The organism is Extibacter sp. GGCC_0201 (assembly GCF_017566055.1).
Lineage (GTDB): Bacteria > Bacillota > Clostridia > Lachnospirales > Lachnospiraceae > Extibacter.
Map to the genome: position 1 here is coordinate 64,878 of NZ_JABFCH010000013.1, position 20,451 is coordinate 85,328.

The 20,451-nt window shown below is 49.7% G+C and carries 17 protein-coding genes; 14 read left to right on the forward strand and 3 right to left on the reverse strand.

Translation table 11 applies throughout. From position 1 onward, the window contains the following. Positions 1-165 precede the first annotated feature (165 nt). The 3 genes from HJV72_RS10355 to HJV72_RS10365 are packed head-to-tail and all read left to right on the forward strand — an operon-like array spanning position 166 to position 4,345. Positions 166-1,677, forward strand: a complete 1,512-nt coding sequence (locus HJV72_RS10355; RefSeq protein ID WP_208070779.1) for a sensor histidine kinase — start codon at positions 166-168, stop codon at positions 1,675-1,677. Positions 1,678-1,680: 3 nt separating this feature from the next. Then, a complete protein-coding gene (locus HJV72_RS10360; RefSeq protein WP_208070781.1) occupies positions 1,681-2,706 on the forward strand; it encodes an ABC transporter substrate-binding protein in 1,026 nt (341 codons plus the stop codon). A gap of 19 nt (positions 2,707-2,725) precedes the next feature. Beyond that, positions 2,726-4,345 (forward strand): response regulator transcription factor, encoded by a 1,620-nt coding sequence (locus HJV72_RS10365; RefSeq protein ID WP_208070782.1) that lies wholly within the window; start codon positions 2,726-2,728, stop codon positions 4,343-4,345. On the opposite strand, the gene HJV72_RS10370 is transcribed toward HJV72_RS10365, so the two are convergent. Continuing rightward, entirely contained in the window at positions 4,342-5,433 is a 1,092-nt protein-coding gene (locus HJV72_RS10370) for a GntR family transcriptional regulator (RefSeq protein ID WP_208070783.1), read from the reverse strand. The genes HJV72_RS10365 and HJV72_RS10370 overlap by 4 nt on opposite strands. A gap of 388 nt (positions 5,434-5,821) precedes the next feature. Here HJV72_RS10370 and HJV72_RS10375 point away from each other — a divergent pair, with 388 nt between their 5' ends. The 6 genes from HJV72_RS10375 (at position 5,822) to araA (ending at position 13,738) form a co-directional block, all read left to right on the forward strand. After that, a complete protein-coding gene (locus HJV72_RS10375; RefSeq protein ID WP_208070784.1) occupies positions 5,822-6,817 on the forward strand; it encodes an ABC transporter substrate-binding protein in 996 nt (331 codons plus the stop codon). Between the two features lie 141 nt (positions 6,818-6,958). Next, complete coding sequence (locus HJV72_RS10380) at positions 6,959-8,464, forward strand: sugar ABC transporter ATP-binding protein (RefSeq protein WP_208070830.1); 1,506 nt, start codon at positions 6,959-6,961, stop codon at positions 8,462-8,464. Beyond that, a complete protein-coding gene (locus HJV72_RS10385) occupies positions 8,451-9,560 on the forward strand; it encodes an ABC transporter permease (RefSeq protein ID WP_208070785.1) in 1,110 nt (369 codons plus the stop codon). Before HJV72_RS10380 ends, HJV72_RS10385 begins: the two co-directional genes overlap by 14 nt. Continuing rightward, on the forward strand, positions 9,547-10,599 hold the full coding sequence (locus HJV72_RS10390; protein WP_208070786.1) for an ABC transporter permease subunit: 1,053 nt from the start codon (positions 9,547-9,549) through the stop codon (positions 10,597-10,599). Before HJV72_RS10385 ends, HJV72_RS10390 begins: the two co-directional genes overlap by 14 nt. A 15-nt stretch (positions 10,600-10,614) precedes the next feature. Continuing rightward, positions 10,615-12,216, forward strand: a complete 1,602-nt coding sequence (locus HJV72_RS10395) for a xylulokinase (protein WP_208070787.1) — start codon at positions 10,615-10,617, stop codon at positions 12,214-12,216. 28 nt (positions 12,217-12,244) lie between these two features. Further along, complete coding sequence (gene araA, locus HJV72_RS10400; protein ID WP_208070789.1) at positions 12,245-13,738, forward strand: L-arabinose isomerase; 1,494 nt, start codon at positions 12,245-12,247, stop codon at positions 13,736-13,738. Between the two features lie 68 nt (positions 13,739-13,806). On the opposite strand, the gene HJV72_RS10405 is transcribed toward araA, so the two are convergent. Beyond that, positions 13,807-14,589 (reverse strand): DeoR/GlpR family DNA-binding transcription regulator, encoded by a 783-nt coding sequence (locus HJV72_RS10405; RefSeq protein WP_208070791.1) that lies wholly within the window; start codon positions 14,587-14,589, stop codon positions 13,807-13,809. Positions 14,590-14,673: 84 nt separating this feature from the next. Next, complete coding sequence (locus HJV72_RS10410; RefSeq protein ID WP_208070792.1) at positions 14,674-15,003, reverse strand: helix-turn-helix domain-containing protein; 330 nt, start codon at positions 15,001-15,003, stop codon at positions 14,674-14,676. A 277-nt stretch (positions 15,004-15,280) separates the two neighbouring features. Between HJV72_RS10410 and HJV72_RS10415 the strand changes: the two genes are divergently transcribed. The 5 genes from HJV72_RS10415 (at position 15,281) to HJV72_RS10435 (ending at position 20,445) form a co-directional block, all read left to right on the forward strand. Beyond that, positions 15,281-16,378 (forward strand): alcohol dehydrogenase catalytic domain-containing protein, encoded by a 1,098-nt coding sequence (locus HJV72_RS10415; protein ID WP_330618946.1) that lies wholly within the window; start codon positions 15,281-15,283, stop codon positions 16,376-16,378. Positions 16,379-16,476: 98 nt separating this feature from the next. Then, positions 16,477-17,841: an ABC transporter substrate-binding protein gene (locus HJV72_RS10420; RefSeq protein WP_208070794.1), complete on the forward strand. Its 1,365-nt coding sequence runs from the start codon at positions 16,477-16,479 to the stop codon at positions 17,839-17,841. A 151-nt stretch (positions 17,842-17,992) separates the two neighbouring features. Beyond that, positions 17,993-18,889 carry a carbohydrate ABC transporter permease gene (locus HJV72_RS10425; protein WP_243765607.1) on the forward strand — a complete coding sequence of 299 codons (897 nt, stop codon included), beginning with the start codon at positions 17,993-17,995 and terminating at the stop codon, positions 18,887-18,889. Positions 18,890-18,902: 13 nt separating this feature from the next. Continuing rightward, the gene (locus tag HJV72_RS10430; protein WP_082912901.1) at positions 18,903-19,775 is read left to right on the forward strand and encodes a carbohydrate ABC transporter permease; all 873 of its coding nucleotides are present in this window, start codon (positions 18,903-18,905) and stop codon (positions 19,773-19,775) included. Positions 19,776-19,809: 34 nt separating this feature from the next. Next, positions 19,810-20,445, forward strand: a complete 636-nt coding sequence (locus HJV72_RS10435) for a class II aldolase/adducin family protein (RefSeq protein WP_208070796.1) — start codon at positions 19,810-19,812, stop codon at positions 20,443-20,445. Positions 20,446-20,451: the final 6 nt, after the last annotated feature.

Sequence of the window (20,451 nt, forward strand, 5' to 3'; positions counted from 1 at the left end):
GGCGTATAGAGAAGTGCTATAAGATAACAGAGGGACCGGCGCGGCATTGGCTGCGCCGGTTTTGCTATGAAGCCCCACTTTGTAAAGCTTACATGTATCAATCATAATGCTGCCTTCTTTCCATTTGCTGTACGTTATGATAAAATGGATGAAATGGAGGGCAGGATGAAGAGAGAAAATTTTTTCAGGAAGAAATCCGGGGATAACAAGATACGGTTTCCTATCAAAAACAAGATAATGATGCTCACGGCGATGGCGGCATTGCCTTTCCTGATTATGGTCGTGTACCTGCTCATCTCAATGACGAATTACAGCCGTGCCTATGATGATATTGTGAGGAACCTTACCATTGCCAATAATTATAATCTGGATTTCAAAGAGGAGATGGATGAGAGCCTGTACAAGCTTGTGGTCGGATATGTTACGTTTGACAACATATCGGAGAAAGACACGCTGAAGGATCCATACGTCATGATTGATGAGCTTCGCAGCGAATTCACGAAGCTTATGGATATAACGACGGAGGAGGAGAGCAGGCTTTGGCTGGGAAGCCTGCTGCGCAATATCGACACCTTGGAGAAGAGGGTGGATGATATTGTAGAGAGCGTATCCGCCGGCGAGCGGTACGATGAGAATATAGAAGAGCTGGACAACAATATATATATTCTGACAGAACTCATTCAGGATGACATCCAGTATTACATATACTATCAGACGCAGAGCATGGAAGAGGTTACCAATAACCTCAACCGTCAGATGAATGATTTCATCGTCATATGCATCATATTGGTCATCCTTCTCGTAGCGGCGGTGACAGTGGTGACGGTCCTGATAGCATCGGGAATCCTCCGGCCCATACGGGAGCTCTATGTTGCCACCGAGAAGATAGCGGAAGGAGATTTTGAAGCGCGGGCCAGTGCAGATTCCGGGGACGAGATTGAGGTGCTGGCCCACGGATTCAATAATATGGCAGGAAATATGCAGGGGCTGATCAGTAAGGTGAAGGAAGACGAGCAGAGGATGAGAAGAGCAGACCTGCGGCTTTTGCAGGAGCAGATCAATCCTCACTTTCTGTACAATACGTTGGATACGATTGTCTGGCTGATCGAGTGCAACGAAACGGAACAGGCGGTAGATATGGTGGTCACGCTGTCCGACTTCTTCCGGCTGGTGCTCAGCAAAGGGAAAGAATTCATCTCCATAGGGCAGGAAGAGCAGCATATACGAAGTTATCTGGAGATTCAGGAGATGCGCTACCATGATATATTAGAATATGAATTTCGGATAGATTCTCTCCTGTATGAGTATCAGATATTGAAGCTTACGCTACAGCCTATCGTGGAAAATGCACTCTACCATGGTATAAAATGCAAGAGGGCCAAAGGCAATATCTGTATCAGCGGAGAAAAAAAGGGCGATATCATCTACCTTACAGTCAGTGATGACGGAGTGGGCATGGATGCTGAGGAACTTGAACAGCTCAGGGAAGAGATAGAACGGCCCTGCGGTGAGACGAAGAAAGGCTTCGGACTTGCCAATGTAAATGAACGGATTCATATGTACTTCGGCCCCGAATACGGTATGACCATCCGCTCCGTGAAAGGAGAAGGGACAACGGTGGAGATTACCATCCCGGCAGTCAAGGCAGAAGAGCCGCAGAAGGAAAGGAAGAGATGACATATGAAACAGAGGGCAAAGAGGAATACACGGCTGATTTTATCTGTCCTGGCCGTGCTGCTGTTGCTGTCTGGGTGCGGGCAGGACTTGAAGGAAGAGAACAGACAGGATACGATCACTCCCAAGGATGACAGCCTGATTGTGGTAGGAGTATCGCAGATAGGCAGCGAATCGGTATGGAGGACGGCCAACACTGCATCGATACAAAGCACGTTCAGCAAAGAGAACGGGTATTTTCTGATATTTGACAATGCCAGGCAGAAACAGGAGAACCAGATCAAAGCACTACGCAGCTTTATATCTCAGCAGGTAGACTATATTGTATTTTCGCCCATCGTAGAAGATGGATGGGACACGGTACTAAATGAGGCAAAAGATGCGGGGATACCAGTCATCCTGATGGACCGGAAAGTAAATGTAAAAGATGAGTCCCTCTATACCGCCTGGGTCGGTTCTGACTTTACGGAAGAAGGGAAAAGGGCAGGCCGCTGGCTTTCCGGATACCTGGAAGAAGAGGGCCGGGGCGGTGAGGCGGTAAATATCGTTGTTCTGCAGGGGACGAATGGCAGCAGTTCAGTCATCGGACGCACGAAAGGATTCGATTCTGTCGCGGCACAGCATGACAAGTGGAACATACTCGAACAGGTGGATGCTGATTTTACAACTGCCAAGGGGAAGGAAGAGATGAACAAAATGCTGCATAAGTATGAGGACATCGATGTCGTGGTATCCCAGAATGATGATATGACATTTGGGGCATTGGAAGCGATTCAGGAAGCCGGGATGACGACGGGGACGCAAGGCGGCATCATCGTAATCTCCTTTGATGCCACAAAGTCGGCACTGGAGAAGGTAGAAGAAGGAATTATCAATGTTGATATCGAGTGCAACCCGGAACAGGGTACATATATAGAGAAGGTAATCAAGACGCTGGAAAGTGGAGAACGTGCAGAGAAAGAATATTTTGTCTCGGAACGGGTATTTACAAAGAAAAATGTAGACAGCGTTATCGACGACAGATCTTATTAGTGGAAACAGAGGGAAAATAATGTTAAAAGTGTTTTTGGTAGAAGATGAGAGCGTGATAAGGGAAGGCTTACGCGACAAGATTCCGTGGGAACAGTATGGATACCGGTTCGTGGGAGAGGCGGCGGACGGGGAGATGGCGCTTCCGCTCATACGCAAGGCAAGGCCAGATCTGCTTATTACCGATATAAAGATGCCATTTATGGACGGACTGTCTCTAAGCAAGATGGTAAGGGCCGAATTCCCTAGGATAAAGATTATCATCATCAGCGGTTATGACGATTTCGAATATGCAAGAGAGGCCATCCAGGCAGGTGTGGACCAGTACCTGCTGAAACCGGTGACAAGAGCGGACCTCAGAAAAGTATTGCTGGAACTGAAAGATAAGATTGTTCAGGATGTGCAGCAGGACGCATACCGGATACAATATCAAAACGAAATGCGGGAATATGAACAGTTTTCCCGGAGGCAGTTTTTTGAAAAAGTGCTCGGAGGAGGAGAGATATCCGTTAAGGAGATTTACGAGGAAGCGGCCAGGCTGTCCATGGAGCTTTCGGCGTCAAGCTATAACCTTCTGTTCCTCTGCATGCAGGAAAAGGCCGGTATATTGGCTGGCGGCCGTGGTGACCGGTTAATCAGAAAGCAGGAAGAAGTGCTGCATTATTTCCTGCGCCATCCCCAGTATATACCGTTCCGGTGGAATGCCAACTGCTATGGGGTGCTCGTGAAGGCCGATAACGAGCAGATGGAGGAGCTGACGGATAAGGCACTGGAACATATCCGGCAAGTATGTGGGCCGGAAGAGGGGCAGATGGACTGGTATGTCGCGGCTGGCAGCCCGGTGGAGCGGTTGAGCCTGCTTTCGGACTGCTATAGAAAGGTTAACCACTACTTCGCATATCGTTTTATCATGCCGGACCTTCACCTCCTGACAGAGGCGACGCTTGCGGATTATCTTATGCCGCGGGAAGAGAATAATATAGGGAATGTGAACCCGTCCAAAATAGCACCGGAGATTATCCGTGACTTTCTGTCAAGAGGTAACAGCAGCGAGATTCATGACTTTGTGGAATCGTATCTGCAAGGTATCAGGGAAGCGCTGGAGTCCAGAATGTTCCGAGATTATGTAGTGCTCAACATTCGATTTACGGTCATGGCATTCATGGAATCTATCGGGGCGGCACAGGAAGACTATGAAAAAGAGATGGACAACGGTATCCGGGATATGCATATGAAGCCTGCGGAAGTCTTTGACTACTTTGTAGATACGCTCCGGGCGGCAATATGCATTCGCGACAGAAAAAGCAGCTATCAGAGCGGCAGACTGCTCAGGCATGCACTGGAATATATAGACAGGAATTATGACCGGGAATCCCTGTCCTTAAGCAGTGTGGCAGAGGAGACGGATGTGAGCGCCAATTATCTAAGCGCCGTATTCAGCCAGAACATGCAGAAAACGTTTATCGAGTATGTCACGGAGAAGCGGATGGAAAAGGCGAAGAAGCTGCTTGGGGCTACGGATAAGTCTTCCGGCGAGATTGCACTGGAAGTGGGGTATAAGGATTCCCATTATTTCAGCTTCGTATTTAAGAAGACCCAGGGCTTAAGCCCGAGAGAATACCGGAACAGCAAAAAGGACTAGATAAGTCCGATATTCTCTGTCGTACTTTCTTTCAGATTGATTCTCCATGGAATCTCCTGCGATATGGCAGGAGATCCTTTTAATCTGCGGATCATCATCTGCGCCGCAGCGGTCCCCATCTCATGCGGCCTGTGGGTAAGCGTGGTAAAATACAGTATGCCGGAACTGCTTAAGTACGTATTGTCAAAGGCGGTCAATGCCATATCGTCAGGGAGCCGGTAACCGGCAAGGCCTAGCTCCTTGATAAGGAAATACGCGATCATATCATTGTAGCAGATGACGGCAGTACAGGAATCCAGTGATTCCAGCACGAACCGTTTCAGAAACTTTGTGTCTTGAAAGCGCTGTAATTTATCCAGATTCCGGGAATCAAACCAGCCGATTCGCTCATCGGGAACAGGCAGATGGGCGTCTCTCATGGCTTCGATAAATCCCCGAAAACGCTCTGGCCCCTGCTGGTCATCTGATTTAAATATGCCGCCGATGGCAGTATGCCCCTGTTCCACCAGATGTCTCACAAGCAGCGCGCTGCCTCCGGTATTGTCATCCTTCACATACAGGCAGTCGTTCAGATCCGGATAATAGTTGTGAAGAAACAGCACGATGCACCCTTTCTTAATCAGCCTGCGGTAGAGATCCAGGTTCGGGTTTGGAAGAGCACTTTTGCTGCCCTCCACTATGATTCCGCGGGGAGGCGCGTCGAGCAGTTCAGACAATATCTGGCGCTCGCTCTGGAACCGGTTGCGGGTCACGTATACTTTGCCGGAAAATCCGCTCTGTGTCAGGGTAGTGCGTATGTCATTTATGACACCGGGATATATGTATTCTGAGTCATCGGACATCAGAATCCCGATTTCATTTGCCGAAGGGCCAAAGGAGAGACCGGTGATGTAGGAGCCGCTCCCCCGTTTCTTTTCTATCAGACCCTCTTCTTCCAGCAGCGCCAGCGCAAAGCGGACCGTCTGGCGGCTGACCTTGTACTTTGTGCAAAGCTCCTGCTCTGACGGCAGTTTACTGCGTCCATTGCCGATATAATCGGGTATCAGTTCCCTGAGCCGGCCGGCAAGCCATTTGTACTTGATTGCCATGGGGCACCTCCGTAAAAAATTGAAAAATAGTTGATATCTTCTGTCCGAATGATAGGAAAAAAACATAAAAGAAGAATAAAAATCATACCTTTTGCCCCGCTCCGAATGAAGTTCACAGTACGGACAGCGAAAGATGACATATGACTGTCATGCATAAATCTATTAAAATCGTAAATTTTCCTTCTTGTATCTTAAAATAACATACAACAGGTGAAAAGTTGTATTTAAATTATATTATATCACAGAAAAGCTGTATTGTAAAAAACTAATAAACCTCTAAAATGCGCGGGATTACAGATTGATATGTGGAAGCCTGGGTGATAAGGTTGAATTACAAAGAGGCGGGGCCCCGCTACAGTGAACTATGAAAACCAGGAGGGTAAAAATTATGAAAAGACGAATTGTTGCAGTATTGCTTACAGCTGTTATGGTATTGGGTCTGGCAGGATGCGGATCATCAGGCGGATCATCAGACGATGATGCCGAAAAGAAAGATTCCGGGGACGGTACGATTAAAGTCGGCATTATCAATAACGACCCGAACGAGTCCGGATATCGTACGGCGAATGACAAAGATATGAAAGAGATGTTTACAAAGGAAAACGGATATGACGCTTCCTTCGCTTACAGCCTTAAGAACGATGAGCAGATCACCGCAGCCCAGAAGTTCATCCAGGACGGTGTCGATTACCTTCTCCTTTCAGCGGCTGACACGGCCGGATGGGATTCTGTCCTGAAGGATGCCCAGGATGCAGGGACGAGAGTTATCTTATTTGACCGCACGATTGACGCAGACGAGAGCCTGTACGAAGCATCCATCGTCTCAGACATGGAAAAAGAAGGCGAGACAGCAGTCAACTGGCTGGAAGAACAGGGACTTGACGCATACAACATCATCCATATCCAGGGCGTTATGGGTTCCGCGGCACAGAAAGGACGTTCCGGAGCGCTTGATGCGGCAGCCAAGGATAAAGGCTGGAATATCGTTACACAGCAGACGGCAGAGTGGAATGCAGAGAAAGCACAGCAGATTGTCCAATCAGCTATCGATTCCGGTGAAGAGTTCAACGTAATCTATGCAGAGAATGATGACATGGCCAAAGGTGCCGTAGCAGCGCTTGACAAGGCCAACATCTCTCACGGCGTAGGCAAAGACGTGATAATTATGGGATTTGACTGCAACAAGTGGGCATTGGAAGAACTGCTTGCACAGAACTGGAACTACGACGGACAGTGCAATCCGTTCCAGGCATCTTACATAGATGAAGTTATCAAGACGATTGAAGACGGCGGCGAAGTGGAAGAGAAGACTATCATCATGGATGAAAAAGGATTCGATGCCACTACGATTACAGAGGAAGATGTAGAGAAGTACGGCATCTGATACAGGAACTAGGCAGCAAAGCGGATTATCCGCTTGACAAGGGCGCGGCGCAGCGTACAGGACAGTAAATACGCTCCCGGGCCCTTTTATGAAAAGAGATTAGAGGTGAATGCACTGGTGAAAGAGAATGCTATATTAGAAATGAAGAATATCCATAAAAGCTTTCCCGGAGTACGTGCCCTGCAGGCGGTAGATTTTACGCTGTGTGAAGGTGAGATACATGCGCTGATGGGCGAGAACGGAGCAGGCAAATCTACCCTGATCAAGGTTCTGACCGGCGTCTATATGAAAGATGAAGGGGAGATATACCTGAAAGGGCTTAATAAGGCGGCGGTAATCCGTTCTCCGCAGGATGCACAGAATCTCGGAATCAGCACAGTATATCAGGAGATTACACTCTGCCCGAACCTGTCGGTGGCCGAAAACATGCACATTGGCCGCGGAAAGGCTCTGGGACATAGCTGGAAGAAGATGAACGAGGCGGCAGATAAGATGCTGAAAGCGCTTGACATACCGGCCAGGGCGACACAGCAGCTCTCGGACTGCTCTATCGCGATTCAGCAGATGGTCGCCATAGCACGCGCCGTGGATATGGACTGCAAGGTGCTGATTCTGGATGAGCCGACTTCCTCTCTGGATGAGCAGGAAGTGGAGAAATTATTCGGGCTCATGCGTGATTTGAAGGCAAGAGGGGTAGGCATCATTTTTGTTACCCATTTCCTGGAGCAGGTGTATGAGGTATGCGATAAGATTACGGTCCTGCGTGACGGAAAGCTGGTGGGCGAATATGCGATCAAAGACCTCCCGCGTGTACAGCTCGTTGCAAAGATGCTCGGGAAGGAGCTGGATGATGCTGAGGAGATAAGGGATGAGAGCCTGATGTATAAGCAGGATGATTCCGTCCCCCCTGTATTAGAAGCCGAAGGGCTCCAGAGTGATGCGGGTATCAAACCATTTGATTTCAATATAAGAAAAGGGGAAGTCAATGGATTTACCGGACTGCTCGGTTCGGGGAGAAGCGAATGTATCCGCGCTATTTTCGGTGCGGACAGAGTCATAGGAGGAACCGTAAAGAAGGATGGAAAGAAGATAAAGATATCCAAACCGATTGATGCGATGAAGAACGGCATCGCCTACCTTCCGGAAGACCGCAAAGGAGATGGCATAGTAGGAGACCTTTCGGTACGTGACAATATTATTCTGGCGGCCCAGGTGCTGGAGGGATTCTTCAAACCGTTCTCAAGAGCGAAAGCTAATGAGATTGCAGATGAGTACATCAAGCTTCTCGATATCAAGACGGCATCCGCGGATACACCGATCAAATCGCTTTCCGGAGGGAACCAGCAGAAAGTGATACTTGCCCGCTGGCTCTTCACGCATCCAGATTATCTGATATTGGATGAACCGACACGTGGTATCGACGTAGGCACCAAGATCGAGATACAGAAATTAGTACTGAAACTTGCTTCAGAAGGTATGAGTGTCACATTCATCTCTTCTGAGACAGACGAAATGCTCCGTACCTGTTCCCGCCTGATTGTCATGAGGGATCGCAAGATGGTGGGTGAGATTTCGGGCAAAGACCTGACCCAGAGCAGTATCATGGGTATGATTGCCGGAGGTGACAAAGAGAATGCAGAAGAATAATACAAACAGACCAACTATGAATCAGGTGGTGGGCAGGATAGCCGGTAAGCAGATATTCATCCCGATAGCGGCACTTTTGCTGCTGGCTGTATTTAACCTGATAGTAGACCCGTCTTTTTTTAAGATATCAATGGACGTCAACAGTGCAGGCAATCACGTCCTGTCTGGATACCTGATAACAATCCTGGATTACGGTTCAGAGCTTGCAATACTTGCCATTGGCATGACGCTCGTCACGGCGGCGTCAGGCGGGCAGGATATCAGCGTAGGCGCGGCGATTGCCATCGCAGGCTCGGTAATCCTGCGTGTGCTCTGTGGCACGAACTCAAGGCCGGATGAGCTGCAGGCACCGATTATCGTGGCCTTCCTCGTCGCCTGCGTGGTTGCGATGCTCTTTGGAGCCTTCAACGGAATGCTGGTTGCGGGATTCAACATCCAGCCTATGGTAGCCACGCTGATTCTGTTCACGGCAGGACGTTCTGTAGCGGCATGGATCAATAATAATGAGCTGCCGGTCGTAAGCGATGAGAGCTTTACCTATTTTGGAGGGTTCATACCCGGAATACCGATCCCCACACCATTCTTCATCGCACTGGGCTGCATCATTCTGACAGCACTTGTGTTGAAGTTCACGAACCTGGGCTTATATACGCAGGCGGTCGGAATCAATGCAAGCTCTTCCAGGCTAAATGGCCTGAACCCGGCATTTATCAAGTTCCTGAGCTTTGTAATCCTTGGCCTGTGCGTTGCGGTGGCCGCACTGATCAAGGTAAGCCGTATCTCATCCATCAACTACTCGGTCATCGCCAAAGATATCGAGATGGATGCAATCCTTGCGGTCGCGCTCGGGGGAAATGCCCTAAGCGGCGGCAAGTTTAACATGACAGCGTCTGTCCTTGGTGCCTATGTAATACAATTTCTGACAACGACGCTTTATAAGTTCAATGTAAAGTCAGATGCATTGTCTGCATATAAGGCAATCGTCGTCATCGTGCTCGTAGTGATAAGTGCACCGGCTGTAAGAGATAAGATGTCATCCGCATTCAAGAAGATGACAGTAAAGAAAAAGGAGGTTGGTTCCTATGGCAATGACTGATAAGCAGCCTGCAGGCGTCAGACGGCTGCGCATAAAATCAATGTCCGATACGAATCTGCTGCTCGTAATCACCATCGGTGTATTCCTGTTGATGTACGTCAGCGCAATCTTGTTCCAGGGTTCGGGATTCCTGAAACCGCAGACATTCTTTAATATACTGAATGCAAATGCGGCACTGATTATCGCATCCTGCGGCCTGACCATTGTCATGGTCACCGGAAGCATCGATATCTCCGTCGGAGGAGTAGCGGCGCTGGTCAGCATGTGCTGTGCGGTATACCTGGATTACAAGGACGGCAATATCTTCGTCTCTGCGCTGATTGCCCTTGGCATCGGACTGGGATTCGGCCTTGTGCAGGGATTCCTGGTAGCATATCTGGATATCCAGCCGTTTATCGTATCGCTGGCGGGGATGTTCTTTGCCCGCGGTATGACCACGATTGTACATACGAACCCATTCAACGTGCAGAACGAGGCATTCGTAGCTTTAAAAGAGACGCGTATCACCGTACCGGGCATGGGATCGGTAAACAGAATCGGGAAGTACGTAGACGCTTACGTTGAAATCGGCGTGGTCGTCGCGCTGCTGCTTGTCGCCCTGCTGTTCGTCCTGCTCAGATGGTCCAGGCTCGGCCGTGGTTTCTACGCAGTGGGAGGCAACAGGCAGAGTGCGCTGATGCTCGGAATCAATGTAAAGAGAACAAGATTCCTGGCGCATCTGCTCTGTGGAGTTCTGGCAGGTATCGGCGGATATGTATACTTCCTTCACGTAGGGAGCGGAGCTGCTTCACATGCCAGCGGAATGGAGATGAATGCCATCGCCTCCGCGATTATCGGAGGTACGCTGCTGACCGGCGGAGTCGGCAATATAGTCGGTACCCTCTTCGGGGTGCTGTCGCTCAGCCTGATACAGAATATCGTATCATCAGCAGGGTTGGATCAGGCGTGGTGGACAGGAATTACGATAGCTGCAATGCTCTGTCTGTTCCTTATCATTCAGAGTATTGTCATGGCACGGAAAAAAGGGACTTCCCAGTAGGAGAGGTGTTGGAATATGAGTGATGTTAAGAAAGCGATACGAAGCGGGAAGACCGCACTGGGCATTGAGCTTGGCTCAACCCGTATCAAGGCGGTGCTTGCAGGAGAAGACAACGAGCCCGTCGCATCCGGAAGCCATGACTGGGAGAACCGGTATGTGGACGGTATCTGGACCTATGATTTGGATGATGTGTGGGCGGGGATTCAGGATTGCTACAGTAAGCTGGCGGAAGATGTAAGCAGCCGGTATGGGATTGTCCTTGAGCATGTAGGGGCGATTGGAATCAGTGCTATGATGCACGGGTATATGGCATTTGACGATAGTGATGAACTGCTTGTTCCCTTCCGCACCTGGCGCAATACCATTACAGAGCAGGCATCAAAAGCGCTTATGGGAGTATTCCATTATAATATTCCCCAGAGGTGGAGCATTGCCCATCTGTATCAGGCCATATTGAACGGAGAAGAGCATGTGGAGGATGTCCGGTTCTTCACGACCCTGGCGGGCTATGTACACTGGAAGCTGACCGGAAGGAAGGTGCTGGGAGTAGGAGACGCCTCGGGCATGTTTCCCATCGATGTCAAGCGAGGAGACTACAACAGCAGGATGATCGAGCAGTTTAACGGACTGGTGTCAGATAAGCATTACCCCTGGAAATTAGAAGAACTGCTTCCCCGGGTGCTCCTTGCCGGAGAAGATGCAGGTGCCCTTACGGAAGAAGGAGCAAGGCTTTTGGACCGGTCTGGACGCCTTAAGGCAGGAATCGGGCTCTGCGCACCGGAAGGGGACGCGGGAACGGGCATGGTGGCGACAAACAGCGTGGCTGTCCGTACCGGTAACGTATCGGCAGGCACAAGCGTATTTGCCATGGCAGTATTGGAAAAAGAGCTGTCCAGGGTGTATGAGGAGATTGATATGGTGACGACCCCTGATGGCAGCCTCGTTGCCATGGTGCACTGTAACAACTGTACCTCTGACCTGAATGCCTGGGTAGGCTTATTCAGAGAATTTGCAGAGAGCTTCGGGATAGATGTGGATATGAGCGGGCTGTACGGCATGCTTTATCATAAAGCGCTCGAAGGCGACGCGGACTGCGGAGGTCTTCTGGCATATAACTATTTCTCAGGGGAACATATCACCGGATTTGAAGAGGGCCGGCCATTGTTCGTGCGGACGCCGCAGAGCAGGTTCAATCTGGCTAATTTCATGCGCGTCCATCTCTTTACGTCACTCGGAGCGCTTAAGACAGGGATGGATATCCTGCTCAAAGGCGAGGGAGTGAAGCTGGATACGATGCTTGGGCATGGCGGTCTGTTCAAGACGAAAGAGGTGGGCCAGAAGATTCTGGCGGCTGCCATCGACACGCCGGTATCTGTCATGGAGACAGCCGGAGAAGGCGGAGCCTGGGGAATCGCGCTTCTGGCCGCTTACAGGCGGGAGAGGACGAAGGAGAATCTGGCTGACTGGCTGGCCGCCAATGTATTTGGCAGCGATGCAGGTACGAAGGCAGAACCTGATCCAAAAGATGTAGAAGGCTATGAGACATTCATACATCGATACGCGGCTGGCTTTCCAATAGAAAGAGCAGCGATAGAGACGTTAAGGCAGCAGAAGTAAATGAGCACAACTTGAAGGAGACAGATATATGATGAAAAGGAAAGAGTATAAGTTCTGGTTTTGTACCGGATCTCAGGATTTATATGGGGAAGAATGCCTGGCCCACGTCGCGGAGCATTCCCGTAAAATAGTGGAAGCGCTGAACGCCTCCGGCAATCTTCCGTATGAGGCCGTCTGGAAACCGACGCTGATTACGAATGAGCTGATCAGAAAGACATTCAATGAGGCCAACAATGATGATACATGTGCAGGCGTCATCACATGGATGCATACGTTTTCCCCGGCAAAGTCATGGATCCTCGGCCTGCAGGAGTACAGAAAGCCGCTGCTGCATCTGCACACGCAGTTCAATGAAGAGATACCATACGATACGATTGACATGGATTTCATGAATGAGAACCAGGCGGCTCACGGTGACCGGGAATACGGGCATATCTTCAGCCGCCTTAAAATGGAGCGGAAGGTAGTGGTCGGCTTCTGGGCAGACACTAAGGTCCAGAAAAAAATAGGCGCCTGGATGCGCACAGCAGTAGGAATCATCGAGAGCAGCCATGTGCGTGTCATGCGCATCGCCGACAACATGCGTAATGTGGCAGTAACCGAAGGGGATAAGGTAGAAGCGCAGATCAAATTCGGATGGGAAGTGGACGCGTATCCTGTCAATGAGATAGCGGAAGCAGTCGCAGCGGTATCCAGAGGAGACATCGATACGCTGGTAGAGGAATACTACGACAGATATGAAATACTGCCGGAAGGCCGTGACGAGAAGGAATTCCGTGAGCATGCGGCTGTGCAGGCCCAGATAGAGATCGGTTTTGAACGGTTTCTGGAAGAAAAGGACTATCAGGCGATTGTCACGCATTTCGGCGACCTTGGCTCCTTAAAACAGCTCCCCGGACTTGCCATCCAGAGGCTCATGGAAAAAGGATACGGATTTGGCGGCGAGGGAGACTGGAAGACGGCAGCCATGGTTCGTATCATGAAGATTATGACGCAGGGGATGAAAGATGCGAAAGGGACTTCCTTCATGGAAGATTATACATATAACCTCGTTCCGGGTAAAGAAGGAATCCTTCAGGCTCATATGCTGGAAGTGTGCCCGTCGATTGCGGAAGGTCCAATTGGCATCCGGTGCCAGCCGCTCAGCATGGGTGACAGAGAAGACCCGGCCCGTCTTGTATTTAAGGCAAAAGAAGGCGCGGCTGTGGCGACATCGCTCATTGACCTGGGGAACCGGTTCCGGCTTATCATCAACAACGTAAATTGTAAAAAGACAGAAAAGCCGATGCCGAAACTTCCGGTTGCCACTGCATTCTGGACGCCGGAGCCAAATCTTCAGACTGGGGCAGAAGCATGGATTCTGGCGGGAGGCGCACACCATACGGCATTCTCCTATGACCTGAGCGCAGAACAGATGGGTGACTGGGCAGAAGCCATGGGAATCGAGGCAGTATACATCGACAGAGACACGACGATACGCCAGTTTAAGAACGAACTCAGGTGGAATGCGGCCACTTACTGATTTCCCCGTTGCACTTTGCACCAGACTGTGCTACAATTCAGATACCCCAATTTGACGGGGTATCTGATTTACGTATTATGAATCCTATATTTGGGATATTCTATATGCACCTCTTTCGTTTCAAGAAGCCTTTCCGTTTTTTTGTCAAAGGAGGCATCACAGATGAGGGTCTGTATCGGGGCCCATGTTTCTACGAGAAAGATTCCGTTTGAGTTAAATTTCGTGTGGTCCACAAGCAGATAGTTGTGAGCCGAGTTCTGTAGTATGGTTCTTTTCACATCGATTCCGGTCGTCGCATTGTCGAAGAAGCCCCCGGCGGAGAACCCTCCGCAGGAGATGAAGGCCGCGTCCACATATATCTGACGGGCCGTATTGATTGTGACCTCGGAGTCAAGGGTGACGCCATCGGTATGTGAGAGATAGCCGCCCATGATGAACAAGGTGACATTTAGATAGTCCTTCAGATAGCTCAGGATAGCTGTACTGGCTGTGTAGACGGTCAGGGAATGGGTCCGGGGGAGCAGCTTGAGCAGCTCGAGCACGGTCGTGCTCGCATCCAGAAAGACGGAGGACGACTCCAGAAGGTGGGGCAGTGCAAGGCGGGCAATCGCCTGCTTATATTCAGTACCTTTCATGGAACGATAACAAAAAGAAAGCTCTGCCTTACTGTTGTCAGCTATGAGAGCTTTCCCGTATTTTCGTGAGACGAGCCCGTTCTGCTGAAGCTTGTCCACATATCTGCGCACCGTGACAGGCGATATGTTGAAATAACCGGCAATATGGTTGATAGATACCTCGCCGTGTTTCTTGATATAATCATAGATGAGCGACTGCCTGGATGCTGCCTTCATTGAGAATCCCCCCTTTTGCAAATCTTATAATGATTATAGATAGCGTGATTAGGGATGTCAAGAAAGCATTTATGTATGTCATCTTCAGGAGCTGTGCAAGTATTCGTCTATAATTATGTGCATGATTGCCCGGGTTCTCGGGCTTAGCTTCTTGTATTTCTCAATCAGGGCCTGTTCATCAGAATTCAGGTCATACTCTGCCACGGGTTCGATTTTATGGGGAATAGAAGTAAATCCGGCAAGGTAGTCGATAGAAGTTTCAAAATAATCCGCCATATTTTTTAATGTCTCCAGATTCGGTTCTGCAATTCCCTTTTCATACTTATATATCGACTGCTGGCTTGTATGCAGCAGATCTGCCAGCTGCTGCTGGCTCAAGCCTCTTTGTATTCTGAGCTTTTTCAGATTATCCATAGTATTCACATCCTTTTCTACTATTTTACCAACAACTGCAAGTGAAAAATAAATCTTTTCAAGATTTAAATAAAAAACAATATGAGTTTACAAGGAAAAATCAACATTATGTTGCATTTTGGAACTATGTGCAAATTGCACAAAAGCTATTTAAAAATAAAGGGTATCAGGTCAGAATGAACATTTTGTCTGTAGACAGCGAGCGTTTTGCTTCATAGAATGAAGAAAATCAATTGACCGTATATCTGTATCGCGTGAAGAAAAGGAGGCTATGCAAATGCAGTCTAAGATGAAAGCGCTTGTTACATACGGTGTTCATGACTACCGTTATGAAGAAGTGGACAGGCCCACGGCAGGTGAAGGGGAGATGATCATCAAGGTCGAGGGCTGCGGTATCTGTGCAGGGGATTTGAAGGCGTATCATGGCGGCAGCGTGTTCTGGGGGGACGAAGGCAGCGCTCCTTATCTCGAAGTGCCGGCCATCGGCGGACACGAATTCACAGGGCGTATTGTGGAGATTGGTTCCAGGACCGAGAAAAAGGAGACATATGGAATCGCGGACGGCAGTTTCAAAGTCGGAGACCGGGTAGCGGTAGAGCAGATTGCGCCATGCGGGACGTGCAGATATTGCGAAGAAGGCAGATACCATCTGTGTGTTCCTCACAACGTATATGGATTCAAATATTATCTGAACGGTGGTTTTGCGGAATACGCAAAGCTCACGAAAGAGTCTCTTGTCTATAAGATACCGGAGGATATGCCTCTGGAACGAGCACTGCTGATTGAGCCCTATGCCTGTTCTATGCATGCCGTCGGCCGGGCCGCACCGGGCCAGGATGATATTGTCGTCATCTCGGGAGCCGGGTGTCTGGGACTCGGCATGATTACTGCGGCGAGGAAGAGGAACCCGAAGCGCCTCATCGCACTGGATCTGAACGAGGAACGGCTTGAAAAGGCGAGAGAATTCGGATGCGATGTGACGATCAATCCTCTCCGGGAGAATCTGAAGGAGAAGATAATGGATATGACGGACGGATACGGATGTGACGTATACATAGAGGCGACCGGTCATCCGTCCAGCGTGAAGCAGGGACTGGATGTAATATGCAAGGGGGGAAGGTTCATCGAGTTCAGCCTGTTCCTCGAGCCGGTCACATGTGACTGGAGTGTCATCGGGGATGGCAAAGAGCTTGACATGTATGGGGTGAGCCTGAGCCACAGATGTTTCCCGGAGGCGATAGAAGGTCTGTACACAGGGGCGCTTAAATCGGACGGTGTCGTGTCCCATAAGTTTGCCCTGGAAGATTATGAGACAGCTTTTGAACAGAGCGGAAAGGGGAACGGTTCTGTCAAAGTCGTGTTTACATTTGAATAATTCTGAAGGCGGACATTCCGGGTGCGGGCTGAGGGCCCTCCTGCACAGCCGGGTGCGGTCGGCAGATTATTATAAATTATCAAGGAGGTAAAAAGTTTATGAAAAAAAGAATATTGGCACTTCTGATTGTATTGTGCATGTGTACGGGGCTTGCAGCCTGTGCAGGAAAGAAGGACGAAAAAAAGAGCAAAGAATCGTCTGGTGAAGAGATCGTGGTATCCATCGCTACACTGAACAATCCGATTGTATCCAACCTTGTCAAGCTGGCTCAGGAATACTATGACGAGAAGGGGGTCAAGCTGGATTTTGCGGTGCTCCCGGAAAATGACCTGCGTGAGAAAGCGACGCTGGAGGCATCTACGGGCGGTACGACTTACGACATCTATTTTACAGGCCCTTATGAAGCGAACTTCTGGATTACATATGGATGGGCGGAGAATCTGCAGCCGTATATCGACAAGATGTCGGATGAACAGAAGGAATCACTGGATCTGGATGATATCTTCCCAAGTATGCTGGATTCCCTGTCAGATCCGGAGACGGGGGACGTCTACGCGCTCCCGTTCTTTGGAGAGGCAAGCTTCTTCATGTACAATAAAGAGCTGCTAGATAATGCCGGAGTGTCTATGCCGGAGAATCCAACATGGGAAGACATCTACGATATCGCGGTGGCCGTCGACGATGAGGAGGCAGGAATCACAGGCATGACGATGCGCGGCGCGCCAGGATGGGGCATGAGCGGAGCTCCTTTTGTCACCATCGTCAATGCCATGGGCGGAAAGTTCTATGATATGGACTGGAATGCCACGGTAGAGACAGACGAGCAGAGGGCCGCATGGGAGATGTATAAGAATATTCTCCGTGATGCAGGGCAGGACGACATCATTACGTACACTTATAACGAATGCATCAGCCTCATGAATTCCGGCAAGTGCGGCATCTGGTATGACGCGACATCCAATGGGCCTAATCTGGAAGCAGACGATTCCCTTATCAAAGGGAAAGTAGGATATGCACAGTCTCCTTCAGGATGGCTCTGGAACTGGGGGATGAATATCAACCCGAATTCTGCCGATGAAAAGAAGCAGGCTGCGTTCGACTTCATGGTATGGGCATGTTCCAAAGATTACGTGAATCTGTCCCTTGAAAAGGACCCGAGCGGTGCATCCACCCCGTCCGGCGTGAGAGCATCTACCTATGAGCTGGATGCGTACAAGGATCTGCCGTATGCAAAGCCGACACTGGATGCGCTTTCCGACCTTGATTTTAACAATCCGTGTAAAGACGAGGTTCCTTATGTGGGGCTGCAGTACATTGCGATTCCTGAATTCCAGGAGGCCGGTGATAAGATGACGGAATCTCTGGCTGCCTATGTGACGGACGAAATCACCCTGGATGAAGCGCTGGCCGCAACGCAGAAAGCCTTTGAACAAGCTGCGGAAGAAGGCGGATACAAGAAGTAGAGGCAGTATCATAAAGGGCCGCTGCCTTATGCCGGCGGCGGCCGGCGAAGCAGCAGCCCTTTATGCTCCCTGACAGGAGCGCCCGTCTCTGTCGGGCAGTGTACTGCATCTCAATACTTACAGCAGCCAAATGAAGAATGGAATGGAGCCTATGAGTAAAATAGCAAGAAACATAAAGAAAAAATATCCGGTGGAACGAAGCTTTGTAGTTCCTGCATGTGTAATCGTGGCTGTAGCTACGCAGGTACCGTTTATCCTGACGATTATTTTCTCGATGCTGCAGTGGAACATCGTTCGTCCAGATCAGGGGATTACGTTTTCCGGGCTTAAGAATTTCAGCTATTATCTGGGGAACCCGGAATTCTATACGATCTGTCTCCAGACGATAGTGATGATTGGTGCGGCGCTGCTTTTGTGCCTCATCTTCGGCTATCTTATCGCACTCATGCTGGACTGTGACATACCGGGCAAGACGATATCCAGGACACTGATTTTAAGTCCGTTTTTTATCATGACGACGACTACCGGCGTTCTCTGGAAGACGGTCATCCTGAATACTAATTTTGGATGGGTCGGAACAATAGCGGACTGGATGGGTATCAGGGCAGTCGATTTTGTGAGCTACTATGCCAGGCCGCTTGTCGTATTTCTGTTTGTGTGGCAGTGGATGCCTTTTTTTGTGCTCGTCCTTCTGGGCGGTCTCCAGGGGATCCCCGGGGAAGTGCTGGAGAGGGCCAGCCTGGACGGATGCAGCTGGTTCGAGATGATATTTAAGATCAAGCTGCCGATGATATTCAACCATATGCAGGTAGCGCTCATGCTCGGGCTGATATTTCTTGTAAAAGAGTTCGGCCTTATACTGACGACCACGGGAGGGGGGCCTGGACAGAAGTCATATACGCTGACCTATTACATATATAAGACGCTGTTCAGCGGGTCTAACGTGGGGCGGGCAGCGGCCCTGTCCGTCATAACGGTCGTTGTGACGCTGACAGTTATCAATCTGATATTCAGGGCAATCAAGAAGCGCCGTACGGCATACGAGTAAGGGAGGGGATGACATGAAAAAAGCAGTGGTAAAACGAGATGCACGAAGCAGAAGAGCTGCGGCAAAAAAAGAAGCCAGACGGTGGATAGCAGGCATTATCATACTGGCTTTTGCATTATTTTATTTTTTCCCAATCCTATATATGATCCTAAGCGGCTTTAAGACAGAGGCCGATGCGGCCGTGCCTGCCATCCTGTTCCATCCGACGCTCGTGACGTGGCAGAAGGTGCTCGCGGACGTCTCTATGATCAACTACCTGAAGAATACAATATTCCATGTACTGCTTGGAACGGGAATCTGCCTCGTAATCGGCATCCCTGCCACATATGCGCTCGTATTCGCGAAGTTTAAGAAGGAAGGGCGTGGGGAGAGCCTGTACAACTGGTTTGTCACGACGATTCTCCTTCCTCCGGTGGCTGTCCTCATACCTCTTTATATCACGTTCAAGGAACTGAACCTGAATCATACGAGGGGCGGGCTGCTGTTTCTGTACGTAGGCTTCCATCTGCCTCTGTGCATCTGGCTCCTGTATTCGTTTTTTAAAGACGTGCCGGAGGAAGTGGTGGAAGCGGCCAGGATAGATGGCTGTACAAACAGGCAGCTGATCATGCGGATCATCATTCCGCTTACGAAGACTGGTATCATGACTGCGGGACTGCTTGTGGCGGTATTTATCTGGAATGAATTCTTCCTTGGCTATAATCTGACGACGAATGCAACAGCCACGCTTCCGGTCTATATGGCGAGGTTCGGGCAGCAGCAGGGGCAGTTTATCGCACAGCTGTCGGCATCCGCCTCCATCTCGTGCATTCCGCCCATGATATTTGGCTGGATATCACAGAAGTCTCTGATCAAGGGACTGACGGCAGGAGCGGTCAAGGGATAGCAGAAATACAAAAAAAAGAGGAGATTACTTGAATATGGACAGAGAATTGATACGACAGGTACTTACGGTTGCAAAGCGTCTGGATGAAAAGAATCTGGTCAATGCCTACGAAGGAAATATATCGACAAAGAGCGGGGACACCGTCTATATAACGCCCACCGGAAAGAACAAGGCGTTTCTGACGGAAGATATGATTGCCGTGGTTGATGATAAGGGGAACCAGACAGGCGGGAGCTGTAAGCCCACTTCAGAACTTCCCATGCATCTCCAGGCATATGAGATTAGAAAAGATATCGGGGGCGTCGTACACTGCCATCCCACGTTCCTGACCGCGCATGCCATATGCAACAGGCCGGTGGTTACAAAAGGATACCCTGAGATGATGGCAAACTTCAAGGTGTTCGAGGTGGCGCCCTACGGGCGGCCCGGCACCGGAGATATCCTGAAAGGTGCGATTCCGGTCTTCGCACACAGTGACGTAGTGATACTTGGGAATCATGGCGTACTGGCAGTCGGGAAGACGGTGGAGGACGCCATGAATAAAGTAGAGGCGGCAGAAGCCATTACAAAGGCACTGTATTATGCCGATGTACTTGGCAGCCCGTTAGATTTAAGCGCTGAGGAATGCGATTATTTCTATCACATATATGACAGTAAATACAGCAGATAGAGGAGT

Coding starts and splice junctions, on each gene's coding strand:
- HJV72_RS10390 (WP_208070786.1), top strand. CDS start 9,547: ATGGCAATGACTGATAAGCAGCCTGCAGGCGTCAGACGGCTGCGCATA.
- HJV72_RS10385 (WP_208070785.1), top strand. CDS start 8,451: ATGCAGAAGAATAATACAAACAGACCAACTATGAATCAGGTGGTGGGC.
- araA (WP_208070789.1), top strand. CDS start 12,245: ATGATGAAAAGGAAAGAGTATAAGTTCTGGTTTTGTACCGGATCTCAG.
- HJV72_RS10420 (WP_208070794.1), top strand. CDS start 16,477: ATGAAAAAAAGAATATTGGCACTTCTGATTGTATTGTGCATGTGTACG.
- HJV72_RS10370 (WP_208070783.1), bottom strand. CDS start 5,433: ATGGCAATCAAGTACAAATGGCTTGCCGGCCGGCTCAGGGAACTGATA.
- HJV72_RS10405 (WP_208070791.1), bottom strand. CDS start 14,589: ATGAAGGCAGCATCCAGGCAGTCGCTCATCTATGATTATATCAAGAAA.
- HJV72_RS10435 (WP_208070796.1), top strand. CDS start 19,810: ATGGACAGAGAATTGATACGACAGGTACTTACGGTTGCAAAGCGTCTG.
- HJV72_RS10425 (WP_243765607.1), top strand. CDS start 17,993: ATGAGTAAAATAGCAAGAAACATAAAGAAAAAATATCCGGTGGAACGA.
- HJV72_RS10380 (WP_208070830.1), top strand. CDS start 6,959: ATGAAGAATATCCATAAAAGCTTTCCCGGAGTACGTGCCCTGCAGGCG.
- HJV72_RS10365 (WP_208070782.1), top strand. CDS start 2,726: ATGTTAAAAGTGTTTTTGGTAGAAGATGAGAGCGTGATAAGGGAAGGC.
- HJV72_RS10430 (WP_082912901.1), top strand. CDS start 18,903: ATGAAAAAAGCAGTGGTAAAACGAGATGCACGAAGCAGAAGAGCTGCG.
- HJV72_RS10415 (WP_330618946.1), top strand. CDS start 15,281: ATGCAGTCTAAGATGAAAGCGCTTGTTACATACGGTGTTCATGACTAC.
- HJV72_RS10360 (WP_208070781.1), top strand. CDS start 1,681: ATGAAACAGAGGGCAAAGAGGAATACACGGCTGATTTTATCTGTCCTG.
- HJV72_RS10410 (WP_208070792.1), bottom strand. CDS start 15,003: ATGGATAATCTGAAAAAGCTCAGAATACAAAGAGGCTTGAGCCAGCAG.
- HJV72_RS10355 (WP_208070779.1), top strand. CDS start 166: ATGAAGAGAGAAAATTTTTTCAGGAAGAAATCCGGGGATAACAAGATA.
- HJV72_RS10375 (WP_208070784.1), top strand. CDS start 5,822: ATGAAAAGACGAATTGTTGCAGTATTGCTTACAGCTGTTATGGTATTG.
- HJV72_RS10395 (WP_208070787.1), top strand. CDS start 10,615: ATGAGTGATGTTAAGAAAGCGATACGAAGCGGGAAGACCGCACTGGGC.